The organism is Chitinophagales bacterium (assembly GCA_019638515.1).
GTDB lineage: Bacteria > Bacteroidota > Bacteroidia > Chitinophagales > LD1 > UBA7692.
The window spans coordinates 78,542-93,567 of sequence record JAHBTS010000001.1; the positions used below are offsets into that span (position 1 = coordinate 78,542).

Genomic DNA, 15,026 nt, shown 5'->3' on the forward strand with positions numbered 1-15,026 from the left:
TTTCTTTGATTTTTACGTTTGGAGATTAAAATGGCAAAAGCCGCAGTTGTAAAACAAGAATCTTTCTTTGCAAGAAACGGGTTGCTTGTAGCAATTCTTTCGATAGTGTTTTTTGTGTTTGCCAATACATTGGTAAACGATTATTGCATGGACGATGAAATTGTTACTAATAATCATCCGCTTACATCGCAAGGTATTTCTGCTATTCCTGAAATTTTAAAATCGCCTTATTTTAAGGCAGATGTGTATTCTTATGAGTATCGCCCAATAGTACATATTTCGTTTGCTTTGGAACATCAGTTTTTGGGTGAAAGTGCAGGCATGAGCCACTTTGTGAATTTGATACTTTACATGGTGTTGGTGTTGGTGGTTTTTGCACTTTTAAGAGAACTCTTTCCATCGGTGAATGAAAAGATATTGGCCGTTGTTACCTTGTTGTTTGCATTGCATCCCACGCATACAGAAGTGGTGGCGAGTATTAAAAATAGGGATGAAATATTGGCGCTGCTGTTTACTTTTTTGGCATTTGGGGAGGCTATAAAATTTTCGGTAACCAATCAGTGGTGGCGGATATTTACGGTGCTTATTTGTTTTAATTTGGCAATGGGAAGTAAGGTAACAATATTGCCTTTTGCATTGGCAATTCCACTTTCTATAAGCATACTGTTGCAGCCTAAACAAGTGCTAAAAGTTATGGCTCTTGCCATATTGTTGCCATTGTTTGCTTCGTTTTGGATAGAAACGTTTTCGTTTATACAGCAATTGGTTTTGGTTGCTGCTTGTGTGTTGGTTGCTGCTATTCCTCACGCAGCCGCTTTTTGGAAGCAGGGTAAAGATTTTATGGCTTATTTGAGTGCCTCGTTTAGAGGTTATAGTGCAGGTGTGGGCGAAGTTGCAATAGAAGAAAATGCGGGATATTTTGTTGGTAGTCCGGTTCGGTTTCTTAAAATATTATGGCAATATAAATGGTGGATGCTACTGTTTGTATTGCTCAATGGAGGTGTGTTTTTACTTGGTGCACCGTGGTGGAGTTGGTTGTTGTTGATGGTAGGTATAGTGCTTGTTTTCAAGTATTCAAAGTCATTAGAGTTTAGAAAATTACTACTGCTGTGTTTTATTGTGCTGCAGTACGAAGTGTATTTACTTATATTTAACAACGATCCTTCGTTTTCATTTTTTGCAGGATTGATATTTTGTGGAATAGCATGGCGGCTAAAACTTATTCACCCAATATTTTTTGTGGTGTATTTGATTCCAACTATTGTGGTGCCTCCACAAGAAGTAATAATTCCTCCATACGCATTTGCTATATTTTGTGTGCCTATATTTTGGTTTCATAGTTCCAAGAAGTATCAAAGAATTATTGCTTATGTGTTAGGCTTTGTTTTTGTTGGAATGATTGCATCTTCCTTTTTTGGCAATGGTATTGTATATGTGTTGGGAAGAATTTTCATGTTGTTGCTGTTGGCATCAGTAGTTTTTTACGACTGGACTTTGAAGAGGTTTTCACAAGAAAAATTTTTGCTGTTTTTTTTACTTATTACAACCATTGCGGTTCAGTTAGATTTTTTAGAAACTAAATATTCTCATGCTTACCAATTGAAGTATGCTAAGGCAATACACACTACGGTAAATACAATTGAAACAGCTTCTCCTCCCAAGATTGTTCCAACGGCTTCGTACCGCCCGGTGTTGTTTGCCGAGTTTCCTATTGCTGAATTTCCACAGCCGATAGAAAAGAAAACAGCCTTAGCTGCCACGGCACTTTTAAAGTATTTAAAACTTACAGTAATGCCATACCCATTGGCTTTTTATTATGGATATAGAGAAATTGAAGTGTTGCCATTGAGTAGTTTTACAGTAATACTGTCGGTACTGTTGCATTTACTTTTGGTAGCTGCTGCCGTTTACTTTTTTAAGCGCAATATCTTTATTGCTTTTGGTATTGGTTTTTATTTAGTTGTTATTTCTCCGTTTTCAACGTTTTTTTATCCTATTCCGGGAGTAATTGCCGATAGATATTTGTTTGCTCCTACATTGGGTTTTGCATTGGTGGTGGTAGGAGTTTTGAGCCATTTTTTCAAAATAGATATTCATGCAAGGACCTTAACTAAGGCAAAGTTGCCATCGGCCGTAAAGATTATTCTGGCAGTTGTTTTAATGTGTTATGGCGGTTTGTCTATTGCCCGTAATGCCGATTGGAAAAACAGGCTTACGCTCTTTAGAAATGATATTCAGCATGTTGAAAATTCGGCACAGGCGCACAATTTGTTGGCATTTCATTTAACAATGGAAGCCCAAAAGGTTGCAATGGTTCCGGAGCGTATGGCTATGTTGGAAGAGGCTGTATTGCATTTTAAGAGGGCAACTGAAATTTGGCCCGGTTTTATGAATGCCACTTACGATTTGGGAAGAGACCTAGAGCAACTTGGCAGGTGGCGCGAAGCTGTGGATGCTTACCACCGAACTTTTAAAATAGATACCTCCTTTAGCGATGCCATATTTAGAGCCGGTATTATGTATGAAAACTTGTCTAATGCAGATTCTGCAGCAATTTGCTATGAGTATGTGGTAAAGGTAAATCCGGGAAATGCGCAGGCATTTAATAACCTTAGTTTCCTATATTTTAAAAAGCAGCAATACCAAAAAGCAATAGATGTATGTAAGCAGGCATTTGCTTTTAATTCGCAAAATAGCGACCCGTTGGTGAATATCGGGAAAACGTTTATGAATATGAGCCAAACCGATAGTGCTGTTTATTATTTTGAAAAGGCATATCAGTTCCGCAAATCCGATGTTGGGTTGGTGCAAATGCTACATCAGTTGTGGCGCGAAAAGAGCGCTAATCCGGAAAAGGAATTGTATTACTACAATGAGTTAAAGAAGATGGGCGCAATTAGGTAAAAGTTAAGGCCAAAGTACGTTGCAAATCTTTAGAGCATTTGCATTGTTTGAGAATCCGTTTTGTAGTACTTGTTCTCTCACCAGTTTATCATTTTCGGTAAAATCTCTTTGGAAAAGTTCTTCAATTGTTTCTATAATTTTTTCTGCATTTTCTTCTAAAATACAAAGTTCTTCTAGACCGGTATTTTTAATCATAGGCTCGTTTACAATGCAAAATCTTCCTTTGTATAGGGAGTTGAGCAACTTTAATTTTATACCTGTATTTTGAAAGGTAGGAAGCAGATTTATATGCGCATTGCTCACCAAACTGCTCATGGTTTCAAATGAAGGATTGTAAACTAGCGTTACATTGGGTTGGTTATTTATTTCCTTGCGTAATGAGTTTAATGGATCTTTGCCTGCAATAATAAATTCGCGTTTGGAGTGTGCGGCTATTTTCTTTAAAACATACAGGGCGGCCTGATTATTTTCTACCACACTTAAATTGCCGTGATACAGCACATAATCGCCCTTTCCGGTTTTGGATGTTACGGTTTCGTTGGAGTGAAATGCGGGCAAGTAGTGTATGTTTTTTTCGTATTTAGAAAAGTATTCAAAGTCGTTTTTGCTGATTGTAAAAACATGGTTGGCGTGTTGTAATTCTTCTTCAAATTTTTTCAGTTTTTGACTTTCGTATTTAAAGTAAAATTTCAGCAAATAATTGCGCTCTTGTTCGCCTAAACTTTTGTAGTAATCCCACTCTACATTGTGCATGCGCACTGCTTTTGTTTTTTCGCGCACTGCTTTGTGCGAAAGGTAAAAGCAAGTGTGTAGCCCTTCAAATAAAATGGGATGTTCATCGGCAGAAATATTGGCAAGCAATTCTCCCGATTTGCGAGAGCCAACTATATAAGGCACACTTTGGTAAATTGCTTGGTAGAATTTTTTACGCTCGTAGTAACTTACCGAAGCACAAATGGCTTCTAATTCTTTGGATTCTTCTCTGCCGTAATGGAAACAATGTAAATGTACCTGAACGCCTAATGCATGTAGCGCTTTTATTTTGTAGAAAACATCAATTACTCCGCCATAATCCGGAGGGTACGGAACGTTAAATGAAACAATATGTAGATGTTTACCGGAAAAGTTGTTCATAATACTGTTTAAGTTGTAGGCTTTCGTTTTGCCAGTTTAATACTTGTTTTGCTTTGGCGCAATTATTGGTTAAGGTGTTGTAAAGCGCTTCGTTTAAGAGTAAACGATTAAATGCTTTGCTTATTTCCTCTGCAGAAATTTCTTCTATTTCTAATGCAAATTGAAACGATTGGTTTAGTAGTTTCATTTCCGGGAAAGCACTTATTACTTGTGGAATTTCGGCATGTATGTAGTCGAAAGTTTTATTGCTCAAAGAATAGTAGTAGCTTAATCCTTGTGCTTCGAGTACATTAAAGCCGGCTAGTGCCTGTTTGGTTTTTTGCAGTAATGCTTCGGGAGTAAGTTTTCCTAAAAAATGCACCTTGTTTTCTAAGTGAAGTTCTCTTACCTGCCGTTTAAGCGCAGGGGCTATATCGCCATCGCCTGCCAACCACAATTGGGCATCAATATTTTGCATGGCAAGTAGCAAAAATTCTAAGCCTCTGCCTTGGTTTAAAGCACCTTGGTAAATAATTGCTCGCTCTTTTTGCGCGGGTGTAAACTCCTGCAAAAGTGGCACGTTGCGAATAGTAAAAACCGACTTGTCATATTTTTTAGTAAAGATAGATGCAATGCTTTCGGAAACGGTGTAGGTCAGATTTGTTTTAGGAATAAAGAATGATTCGAGTATCTCCCAAATTTTTTTGGTGAGCGGGCGGTTTATCACTTCGGGAACTTCTGTAAAAAGCTCGTGTGCATCGTACACCAATTTGGTGCCTTTCAATTTTGCTGCCATGAGCGAAGCGGCAGCAGTATCTAAGTCTATAGCATTGATGGCATCAACTTTTTCTTTGAGCAGGAAGCAGAAAAGTCGGAGATTAAATTCTATATAAAACAATTTCCCTTTGTTGAAAATGCAGCGGATACGATGCTGCCGAAAAGCTCTATTTACTAAAGGAATAGAAGCCGGCAATTCTCTTCCGCACAATACTACTTCATAACCAAAAGAAGTTAGGCTGTTGCAGATTCTTATCATTCGCTGGTCGAATGAAAGGTCGTTGGTAAGACAGCATATTATTCGCTTCATAACTGCTTTGGCAGGGAAAAAAGAGTATAAGAGTTTAATACCATGTTAAGCAGCCACTTCATTTCCAAATTTTGAAAATCCTTTGGCTATAAAGTATTGTCCGCTAATATACAGAACCATAATAAGCACACCTGCAAATGCTACCGGAAAAACAAACTTGTTGATAGCAATAATGCTATCGGAAATCATAAACAGTAAGGCTCCAATAAAAGTGTTTGCAAATACTTTTTTGGGTACGTTGCTAAAATTATTCATGGCAGAAAGTACCATAATCGCAATGGTAAGCGAATATACCACTACAGGTATTTTCATTTCGCTGGGAACATTTGGGAAAATCCAAACAATAAGTATCGAAAAATATAATAGTAAAGGTATTGCCACCCATGGAAATCTTTTGAGGAAACCAATTTTGTTGCCCGATATTTTTGCGAATGCAACAATGTATAGAATGTGCGTTATTAAAAACCCTACTAAGCCCGCTAAAAAGAAATTTTCGTTTTTAAAAACAAACATAAGAGCCACATCGCCCACCCACGAAAAGAAGAAGGCAACTATAAGCAAATTTCTAAGGTTAAATAGTTTAGAAGTTGAACTTACAAAGAGAGCTATTAGTACCGGCATTAGCAATGGTTTGGTAGTAAACCGCAACAGTTGGTAGTTGATGCTGGCTTCTCCTCCGGTTAGTACTTCGGCACCATTAAAAAACTCGGCCGTAATTTCTAATAGCGCAATTATGGCATATACCACAGTAAGAGCATTGTTCATTTTTGGTAAATTTTATGAACGAATGTAAGTTTCATTTTAGGATATTACATAAAAACAAAATGCCGCAGGAAATTTCTTGCGGCATTTTGTAAAAACAGCGTTTTACTATTTGCTGGCTTCTTCAAAACGCTTACCTACTTCAGTCCAATTTACTACACTGTAAAATGCCGAAACATAATCTGGTCTGCGGTTTTGATAGTTTAAGTAATAAGCGTGTTCCCATACATCTAATGCTAAAATGGGAGTACCGCCTTTGCCTTTTGCTTCAGGAATATCCATTAATGGATTGTCTTGATTGGCGGTAGAAAACACCTCTAAGCCGCTCGGAGTTACTGTAAGCCAAGCCCAACCGGAACCAAAGCGTGTTGCAGCAGCTTTGCTGAATTCTTCTTTAAACTTATCGAACGAACCAAATTTAGCTTGTAAAGCATCTGCCAATTTTCCGGTAGGTGTGCCACCGGCATTGGGAGCCATAATGTTCCAAAAAAGCGAGTGGTTAAAATGCCCGCCACCATTGTTGCGCACAGCAGGTGAAAGTTTAGAAACATTAGCCATAATTTCTTCCAGAGATTTGTTTTCCCACTCTGTGCCTTGTATGGCTGCATTTAAGTTGGTTACATACGCATTGTGGTGCTTGGTATGGTGTATTTCCATAGTGCGCGCATCCAAATATGGTTCTAATGCATTGTAAGCATAAGGTAATGCCGGTAATGTAAATGACATGGTAATTTAATTTTAGATGAAACAATATGGCAAGTATAATGAATCATACATAAACATTGTTCCAATTGCATACGCGCAAATTTGTATTTAAGAATTGGTAACATTCCGTTGAAATTTATGGGTGGTTATACTTAAAACGACTGTGGGAATAGGTTTTTGGGTAGTAGGTTGGTTTTCAACAAACGTGTAAACAAAATGTATGCAAGCCCGCTCCAATGCTTACTTTTGCGGCAAAAGAAAGCCAATGGCAAACGTTGAGGAATTACAGAAAATATGCTCGCAAGTTCGCAGAGATATTTTAAGGATGGTACACGCACCACAAAGCGGGCATCCGGGCGGCTCTTTGGGTTGTACAGAATTTTTGGTGGCATTATATTTTCATGCCATGAAGCACCATCCTTCATTCAATGAAGCTGCCGAAGGTGAAGATGTTTTCTTTCTTTCAAACGGACATATTTCTCCGGTTTGGTATAGTGTATTGGCACGAAGCGGTTATTTCTCGGTGGCAGAATTATCAACCTTTCGCAAGTTAAATTCGCGTTTGCAGGGGCATCCAACCACGCACGAGCATTTGCCGGGCATTCGCATGGCATCGGGCTCTTTGGGGCAAGGTTTAAGTGTGGCTATTGGCGCAGCCCTCACCAAAAAATTAAATAGCGACTCAAGCACTGTGTACACACTGCATGGCGATGGCGAAATTCAAGAAGGGCAAATCTGGGAAGCGCTCATGTTTGCAGCGCACAATAAAGTAGATAACTTAATTGCTACCATAGATTTTAATGGACAGCAAATAGACGGCACCACCGAAAAAGTACTCTCTTTAGGCAATTTAGAAGCCAAACTCGCTGCCTTTGGTTGGCAAGTACTTTGGCTCGAAAATGGAAACGATATGGCTCAAGTATTGCAAACGCTAGCCACTGCCAAAGCGGCTACCGGAAATGGAAAACCCATTGCCATTATCATGAAAACAGCTATGGGAGCAGGCGTAGATTTTATGCTCAACGACCATAAGTGGCATGGAGTAGCTCCTAATAACGACCAATTGGCAAAAGCATTAGCACAGTTAGAAGAAACATTGGGCGATTATTAGATTGTCAGTATTAACAGAAATATTCAAATCTTAACAAATGCTAATTGGGCAATAAAAGAGGCAACCCAACGTACTTTTATATTGTCAAATTAACAAAATGAATATTTATGGCTAACAAGAAAAAAATTCTGCTCGTTGAAGACGACCTGAACCTCGGAAACTTGCTTCAGGATTCTTTAGAAATCAAAAACTACGAAGTTACGCTTAAGCGCAATGGCGAAGACGGTTTAAACGAATTTAAAGCCGGAAGATACGATATGTGTATCTTCGATGTAATGATGCCTAAAAAGGATGGGTTTACACTCGCTAAAGATGTGCGCAGGCTCAATTCGCATGTGCCCATTATTTTTCTTACCGCAAAAAATTTGAAAGAAGATACCATCGAAGGCTTAAAAATTGGTGCCGATGACTACCTCACCAAGCCCTTTAGCATGGAAGAGTTGATTTTGCGCATGGAAAACATCTTTAAGCGCTTGCCAATGGCAGAAGTAATAGACCAAGATGAATTTAAAATCGGAAACTTCGACTTTAATAATGCCACCCGCACTTTAAAGATTGAAGACCAAGTTTTAAAGCTAACCACCAAAGAATCTGAACTGCTAAAAATGTTGGCAGCCAACCTCGATCGTGTTTTAGAACGCGATATAGCACTCAACACCGTGTGGGGAACCGATTCTTACTTTGCCGGAAGAAGTATGGATGTGTACATTGCCAAACTTCGCAAATACTTAAAAGCCGATTCAAACGTTGAAATACTCAATATTCACGGAACAGGCTTTAAGCTGTTAGTGAAAAAGTAAGCAAACGCTTACGCAGGTTTTCATTCTTAACTTCTGTAATTCAAAAAGCTATATGGCAATAAACATTCTTTGGGCAGATGATGAAATAGATTTGCTCAAGCCCACCATCTTGTATTTAAAAGAAAAAGGGTACACCGTTATTCCGGTAACCAACGGAAAAGATGCTTTAGATAAAGTAGATACCGAAACGGTGGACGTAGTGTTTTTAGATGAAAGCATGCCCGGACTTACCGGATTAGAAACACTATTGCGGATTAAAGAAAAGCATTCGCACTTGCCATGTGTAATGATTACCAAGAATGAAGAAGAGAACCTTATGGAAGATGCCATTGGGTCGCAAATTTCCGATTACTTGATTAAGCCGGTAAAGCCGCAACAAATACTTTCTACTTTAAAGAAAGTAATAGACAGCAACCGCCTCATCAGCGAAAAAACATCCTCCAATTATCAAAAAGAATTTCAGTCGCTATTCATGCGCCTGCAAGATAATCTCGACTTTAATGAGTGGAAAGAACTCTATAAAAAGCTCATATACTGGGAAATAGAATTAGACAACTCCGATGCATCGCAAATGCAAGAAGTGTTTAATGCCCAAAAGGAAGAAGCCAATAGAGAGTTCAATAAGTTTGTAAGTAAAAATTACAGAAACTGGTTAAAAGAAGAAGCCCCCAACGCTCCGGTAATGAGCCATACTTTGCTTAAGAACAAGTTGTTTGGTCTGCTTAAAGAAGATAAACCTACCTTCTTGGTACTAATAGACAACCTTCGGTTCGATCAATGGAAAGCCATTCAACCCGCAGTAAGCAATAGCTTTAGAATTGAAGAAGAAGATATCTTTTACAGCATCCTGCCCACCGTTACACAATACTCGCGCAATGCCATATTTGCCGGAATGATGCCGCTCGAAATCCAAAAGAAATTCCCCGATAAGTGGATAATGGATGATGATGACGAAGGCAAAAATCTAAACGAAGACTATTTTCTGAGCGAACTGCTAAAGCGCACTTTTCGCGATGAGATAAAACATCAGTATATAAAAATCACCAACCATCGCGATGGCGAAGCATTGGAAAATAACATACACAACTACCTTACCAATAAGCTTACCGTTATTGTTTACAACTTTGTAGATATGCTCAGCCATGCACGCACCGAAATGGAAGTGCTAAAAGAACTGGCAAGCGATGAAGCTGCTTATCGCTCGTTGGCCGTGAGTTGGTTCGACCATTCCCCACTGCACAATGCACTAAAGAAAATTGCCGATAAGAATGTAAACGTGCTTATTACTACCGATCATGGCACTGTGCGTGTAAAAGACCCAAGCAAGTGCATTGGCGATCGCCAAACCACTACAAACATTCGCTACAAAACAGGTAGAAATTTAGCCTATGAAGAGCGCGATGTATTTGCCGTAAAAAACCCAGAAGAAATTTTGTTGCCCAAAGGCAACTTAACTTCATCTTATATTTTTGCAAAAGAGAATAACTACTTAGTGTATCAAAACAACTATAACCACTTTGCCAATTACTATAGAAATACCTTTCAACACGGAGGAATTTCTTTAGAAGAAATGTTGGTTCCGGTAGTTCAACTCAGCAGTAAATAGTGTAGTACTTACAGTATTAGCTAATACCTAATTTAGCAAGCCAGCCTCTGCCAAAAGAAACAGCACCGCGCGGGTCGCGTCTTGCAATCATTTCAGCTTCGTGCCTTATGCGCTGTGGAGTTTTCCGAACTCTAAAATCTAAAAAGTGAGAGCCTTTATAGAGTGTGTTTTGCGGAGCATTGTAAGAAGCTCGTAGCCCTTTTAATTCATAAGGTGCAATCAATTGGCAATTATTGGCAAGCCGTATAAGTGTACTAATATCACCTTTAGATTTTTCTACTTCGTCCATCCACGTTCTACCTAAACTTCCACCTGCGAGGAATGCAAGTAAGGTGCTGGTTTCGGCTTCAGTAATTAAATAGGCTCCTAAAATAGGGCACAACTCAATATCGTTGGCATCAAACTCTGCCAGCGACTCCAATAATTGATTTCCTTGCTTAAACTCCATAAAGTTTTGGCGGGTTCTCATAATGGAATACAATAATTTCAATGCTGTTTTGGCAAAGCCTGCCGCACTTCCAATTACTGCGCCTCCATCTACAAACACACTAGCCGTTTGGGCAGATCCGGCTGCTATGTCTAAAGCTGCATTATAGGCATAATCATTTCTTTTTCGCTCTAGGAGCGCTCTTACTGCATATAAGCCGCTGCGCGGATTGCCGGGTGTAACTATGCCCGATAGCTTTGTTATTTTATTGATGTTCTTCTGTTTTAAAATAGCATTCACGCTATTTACTACACCTTGTCCTAAGTTAGTGGCAGCGCCAATTAGCGGAAGGCAGCCCATTACTTCTTTAGCTAAATCCACACCACTATCTACGGCAGCCGCACCAATAAGTCCACTTTCTTTAACCATCTCTACTATGCCGGTGAGCGCTTGTTCCTGCATAGGGTCTATAGCTTTTTCTACACCCCAAGTTGCACCGGCTTTTATCATAGCTAAAGCATCGGCAGGACCCTGCCCTTTCACCAAGGCATCCATTTTATCGTGGCGGTTATTTGTTGGAATGCCCCTGCCAACTACAGCATTGCTTCGTGCACGCGTACCGGTATTGGCATTTAGAAAATTAGGATTGGCTGTTTTAGCTTTCTTATACTCATCAAATGCAGCATTTTTACAAGCAACAATCATTTGTCTATAAGCGGCTACTTTGCCAGGTTTCCATTCTAAACGGGCTCCGGTAAAAACTCTGCGTGGAAGCGATGCGGCCGCAGCTTTAAATACTTGTTGTAATTGCTGCATTTCTTCCTGTGTAAAATCAGGCATGGTACATTATTTTTTATGGATGAAGGCTTAAAGAAAAGTTATTTTTAGAATATAGGATAGCAATAAGGTATTTTATTGCACCGGAAAATTATGGAGGCAAGGGTGGTTCGTTTTTCAGTATTCAAACTAATGCTACATTTAGCACCCGAATGAGTTTAAATAACACTTTCCGCAACTTAGGACGTACCAGAGAAATTTTGGGAGTACTTGTGAAATATGGCTTTGAAGACCTTATTGCCAATAGTACTTTGCGTAATTTGGTTACAGAAAGTATGCGCCTGCGCTGGCTACGCGATGAAAAACCAGCATTGGAATACACTCGTTGGGAGCGCATTCGTATGGCAGCGGTAGAGTTGGGACCTACTTTTGTAAAATTGGCTCAGGTGCTTAGCAATCGCCCCGATATTGTTCCCGAAGCACTAGTAAAGGAGTTTGAAAAACTGCAAGATAAAGTTCCTCCTTTTGAGTATGCAAAGGTAAAGGTGATTATAGAGAAGGAGTCGCGGAAAAAGATAACCGATATTTTTGAAGAGTTTAGCGAAGTGCCAATAGCCTCTGCTTCAATTGGGCAAGTGCATAAAGCAAAGTTGAAAACAGGGGAAGATGTAGTTGTGAAAATTCAGCGCCCGGAAGTACGCGAAGTAGTAGAGCGCGATTTAAGTATTTTGCGCGAAGTGGTGCGCAGGAGCGATCGCTATCTTAAAAAGCAAGGAATATTAAATGCCGAAGAAGTAGTAACTGTATTTGAGCGCTCCATGCACAAAGAGCTCGATTACCTTAACGAAGCTCGTAATATAGAACGCTTCCGTAATTATTATAAAAGCAGGAGAGATTTTTATGTGCCTAAGGTTTACCGCGAGTTTAGTACCTCTAAAATAATGGTGATGGAGTTTGTGCGCGGTTGTAAAATTACCGATGTGCGCCAACTACGCGAGTGGGGAATAGAACCGGAAAAAATAGTAGAGCGTGGCATGGATATTTACCTTACTCAAATCTTTGAGCATGGTTTTTTTCATGGCGATCCACACCCGGGAAATATATTGGTACGGCAAGATGGCACTATTATTCTTTTAGATTTTGGTATGGTAGGGCAATTGATGAAAAAAGATAAATATGCCTTCGCGGGAATCTTTATTGCCATGAGCCGTAGCGATGCCCGCGAAATGGCAGTGCAATTTCGCAAATTGGCTATTGAAGATAATATAACCGATATGCGCCAGTTTGTATATGATCTTAACGATTTAATAGAAGATTATGCGCATTTAGATGTGAGTGAAAGCAGCATTCAAGATGTAATAACACGCCTGCAAAAAATAATGTTTGATTATAAAATCACAGTGCCGGGCGGGGTGTTTATTATCTTTCGGGCATTTGCTATTTTAGAAGGAATAGGAAAAAAAATGCACCCTAATTTTAAAACATACGACTTTATTCGACCCTATGGACAGCGCCTTGTTACCGAACAGCTTCGCCCCGAAAATTTAACAGCCGAAGCTCAATCGCGCTTTTCTAATCTTAATGCGTTTTTAAACTCATTTCCGGTAGAGCTGCGTAATATTCTTCAAAAAACACAGAAAGGAAAGTTGCATTTTGAAGTAGAGTTGCAGGGATATGGTTATGCGCTTAAAAAGTGGGATAGTATTACCAATCGTATTGTAATTACTTACATTATTTGTGCACTTATTATTGGTTCTTCTATAGCTTTATTGGCAAAATTTCCAACTGAAATGGAATTTGTTTACGGTGTAAATAAATGGAGTTTCACGGGATACTGCATTGCTGGCGGATTGTTTGTAATTCTGCTTTACACCATTTTAAGAAGAAGGATTTACAAGTAACTTTAAACTTTCAATCTAATGAAAAAGATGATAAAAATTGCGCTGCTCGTTTTGCTTACTCCGGTAGTGTTGTTTGCGCTTTATGTTGTGGGTAATATAGTGTTTGCCAGTATTACAAAGTTTAAACCGCAGGCCGAAGAACTGCTTACCATAAGTAAAAAAGGTATAGCAGAAAGTGCTGTGATTGCAACCGATAGCAGTACTGCAAATACACTCAAGTTTTTAATTTGGAATATTGGATATGGAGGTTTGGGTGCCGAAGCCGATTTTTTTTACGATGGGGGAAAAATGGTAGTAAGTCCAAAAGAGTGGGTAGAAAAATACAATGCAGGAATAGTTGAATACTTGAAGAATACGGATGCCGATTTTGTTCTGTTGCAAGAAGCCGATACAGCAGGAAGAAGAAGTTGGAATATCAATCAAAAAGAAAATATTGCGCAGGCACTTCCTGCGTTTAATTATTCGTTTGCCGTAAATTACGATGTGCGTTTTGTTCCTGTGCCTTATACCAATCCAATGGGCAGAGTGTTAGGTGGTTTACTTTCGCTTTCAAAACCCGGACCAATAGAAAGTAAGCGTATTCAGTTGCCCAATAAAGATAAGTTTCCCGACCAACTTTTTTATTTAGAAAGATGCTTGTTGCTGCAACGCTTTCCGATTACAAATAGCAAAAAAGAACTGGTGGTAGTAAATACACATTTCGAAGCGTACGATAATGGCGATGTAAAGCAAAAACAAATGGCATTTACAAAGAAAATTCTAGAGGCAGAATATGCTAAAGGAAATTATGTGGTAATGGGTGGCGATTGGAATATTGCGCCTCCGGGTATAGATGCCTATGCTTTTGCCAAAGAGCCGGAAACCGATTATTTACACATCAATGCCGATGCAAATTATATTTCGGGATGGAAATATGTTTTCGATTCTTCTAGAGGCTCTAATCGCAAAAACAAAACAGCCTTCAGCCCTGAAAAAACATTTACTACGGTAATAGATTATTTTTTGGTTTCACCCAATATAGAAGCTGTAAATATAGAAACCATAGACTTGGGTTTTAAGTATAGCGACCACCAGCCTGTGCGTATGGAAGTAAAGCTAAAGTAGGTAAACAGCATTTTAATTAAAGCATCATACAGTATGGAGTTACTTCCGGATTCAATCAATAACTATATAGAAAATAATGCTTCGGCAGAAGATGAAGTGTTAGCAAAACTTACGCGCGAAACACATTTAAAAGTGCAAATGCCGCAAATGCTGAGCGGCAATATCCAAGGTAAATTTCTAGAAACCATTAGCCGCATGTTGCAGCCAAAAAGAATTTTAGAAATTGGAACTTTTACAGGATACTCGGCATTGTGTTTGGCAAAAGGATTAAGTAAAGATGGTGTGTTGCATACCATAGATATTAACGAAGAGTTGCGCAGTATGGTAGCCAAGTATATTGCTATGGCTCACTTAGAAAGCAATATTGTATTGCACAGCGGCAATGCTGCCAATATCATTTCTACTCTAAACGAAACGTTCGATTTGGTGTTTATTGATGCCGATAAGCAGAACTATAGTTTGTATTTTGATTTGGTAATAGATAAGGTTCGCCCCGGTGGTTTTATTGTTGCCGACAACGTACTTTGGAGCGGCAAAGTAGCACTCGATAAACACGATAAAGATACCGCAGCTTTGCATGCATACAATCAAAAAGTATTGCACGATAAACGAGTGGAAAATTTTATTTTGCCACTGCGCGATGGTTTAAACATTGCCAGAAAACTGTAGCTATTCAAGAAATTGGTAGCAGTTAAATAATTCCTAAACAACTTCGTTTCTAAAATTTGC

12 protein-coding genes are annotated in these 15,026 nt (G+C 39.1%); 7 read left to right on the forward strand and 5 right to left on the reverse strand.

Annotation, left to right across the window (positions count from 1 at the left end; genetic code table 11):
* Positions 1 to 30: 30 nt before the first annotated feature.
* Positions 31 to 2,904: a tetratricopeptide repeat protein gene (locus KF872_00370; protein ID MBX2901975.1), complete on the forward strand. Its 2,874-nt coding sequence runs from the start codon at positions 31 to 33 to the stop codon at positions 2,902 to 2,904.
* A gap of 3 nt (positions 2,905 to 2,907) precedes the next feature.
* Here KF872_00370 and KF872_00375 read toward each other — a convergent pair whose 3' ends face one another.
* The 4 genes from KF872_00375 to KF872_00390 all read right to left on the reverse strand — a co-directional run bounded on the left by KF872_00375 (position 2,908) and on the right by KF872_00390 (position 6,592).
* Positions 2,908 to 4,038, reverse strand: a complete 1,131-nt coding sequence (locus KF872_00375) for a glycosyltransferase (protein ID MBX2901976.1) — start codon at positions 4,036 to 4,038, stop codon at positions 2,908 to 2,910.
* The gene (locus tag KF872_00380; protein ID MBX2901977.1) at positions 4,019 to 5,104 is read right to left on the reverse strand and encodes a glycosyltransferase; all 1,086 of its coding nucleotides are present in this window, start codon (positions 5,102 to 5,104) and stop codon (positions 4,019 to 4,021) included. The genes KF872_00375 and KF872_00380 overlap by 20 nt, the downstream gene beginning before the upstream one ends.
* A gap of 45 nt (positions 5,105 to 5,149) precedes the next feature.
* Positions 5,150 to 5,869 carry a lysoplasmalogenase gene (locus KF872_00385; protein ID MBX2901978.1) on the reverse strand — a complete coding sequence of 240 codons (720 nt, stop codon included), beginning with the start codon at positions 5,867 to 5,869 and terminating at the stop codon, positions 5,150 to 5,152.
* A gap of 105 nt (positions 5,870 to 5,974) precedes the next feature.
* Positions 5,975 to 6,592 (reverse strand): superoxide dismutase, encoded by a 618-nt coding sequence (locus KF872_00390; protein MBX2901979.1) that lies wholly within the window; start codon positions 6,590 to 6,592, stop codon positions 5,975 to 5,977.
* Positions 6,593 to 6,836: 244 nt separating this feature from the next.
* On the opposite strand from KF872_00390, the gene KF872_00395 reads away from it, so the two are divergent.
* The 3 genes from KF872_00395 (at position 6,837) to KF872_00405 (ending at position 10,088) form a co-directional block, all read left to right on the forward strand.
* On the forward strand, positions 6,837 to 7,682 hold the full coding sequence (locus tag KF872_00395; GenBank protein ID MBX2901980.1) for a transketolase: 846 nt from the start codon (positions 6,837 to 6,839) through the stop codon (positions 7,680 to 7,682).
* Positions 7,683 to 7,789: 107 nt separating this feature from the next.
* Positions 7,790 to 8,482, forward strand: coding sequence for a response regulator transcription factor (locus KF872_00400; GenBank protein ID MBX2901981.1), 693 nt, complete (start codon positions 7,790 to 7,792; stop codon positions 8,480 to 8,482).
* A 52-nt stretch (positions 8,483 to 8,534) separates the two neighbouring features.
* Positions 8,535 to 10,088, forward strand: a complete 1,554-nt coding sequence (locus KF872_00405) for a PglZ domain-containing protein (GenBank protein MBX2901982.1) — start codon at positions 8,535 to 8,537, stop codon at positions 10,086 to 10,088.
* 16 nt (positions 10,089 to 10,104) lie between these two features.
* On the opposite strand, the gene KF872_00410 is transcribed toward KF872_00405, so the two are convergent.
* A complete protein-coding gene (locus KF872_00410) occupies positions 10,105 to 11,355 on the reverse strand; it encodes a hypothetical protein (protein MBX2901983.1) in 1,251 nt (416 codons plus the stop codon).
* A gap of 149 nt (positions 11,356 to 11,504) precedes the next feature.
* On the opposite strand from KF872_00410, the gene KF872_00415 reads away from it, so the two are divergent.
* From KF872_00415 to KF872_00425, 3 genes are read left to right on the forward strand one after another with little or no spacing between them, the layout of a single operon-like run.
* A complete protein-coding gene (locus KF872_00415) occupies positions 11,505 to 13,193 on the forward strand; it encodes an AarF/ABC1/UbiB kinase family protein (GenBank protein MBX2901984.1) in 1,689 nt (562 codons plus the stop codon).
* Positions 13,194 to 13,211: 18 nt separating this feature from the next.
* Entirely contained in the window at positions 13,212 to 14,297 is a 1,086-nt protein-coding gene (locus tag KF872_00420; protein ID MBX2901985.1) for an endonuclease/exonuclease/phosphatase family protein, read from the forward strand.
* A 33-nt stretch (positions 14,298 to 14,330) separates the two neighbouring features.
* Positions 14,331 to 14,966 (forward strand): O-methyltransferase, encoded by a 636-nt coding sequence (locus tag KF872_00425; protein ID MBX2901986.1) that lies wholly within the window; start codon positions 14,331 to 14,333, stop codon positions 14,964 to 14,966.
* The last annotated feature ends 60 nt before the right edge of the window (positions 14,967 to 15,026 follow it).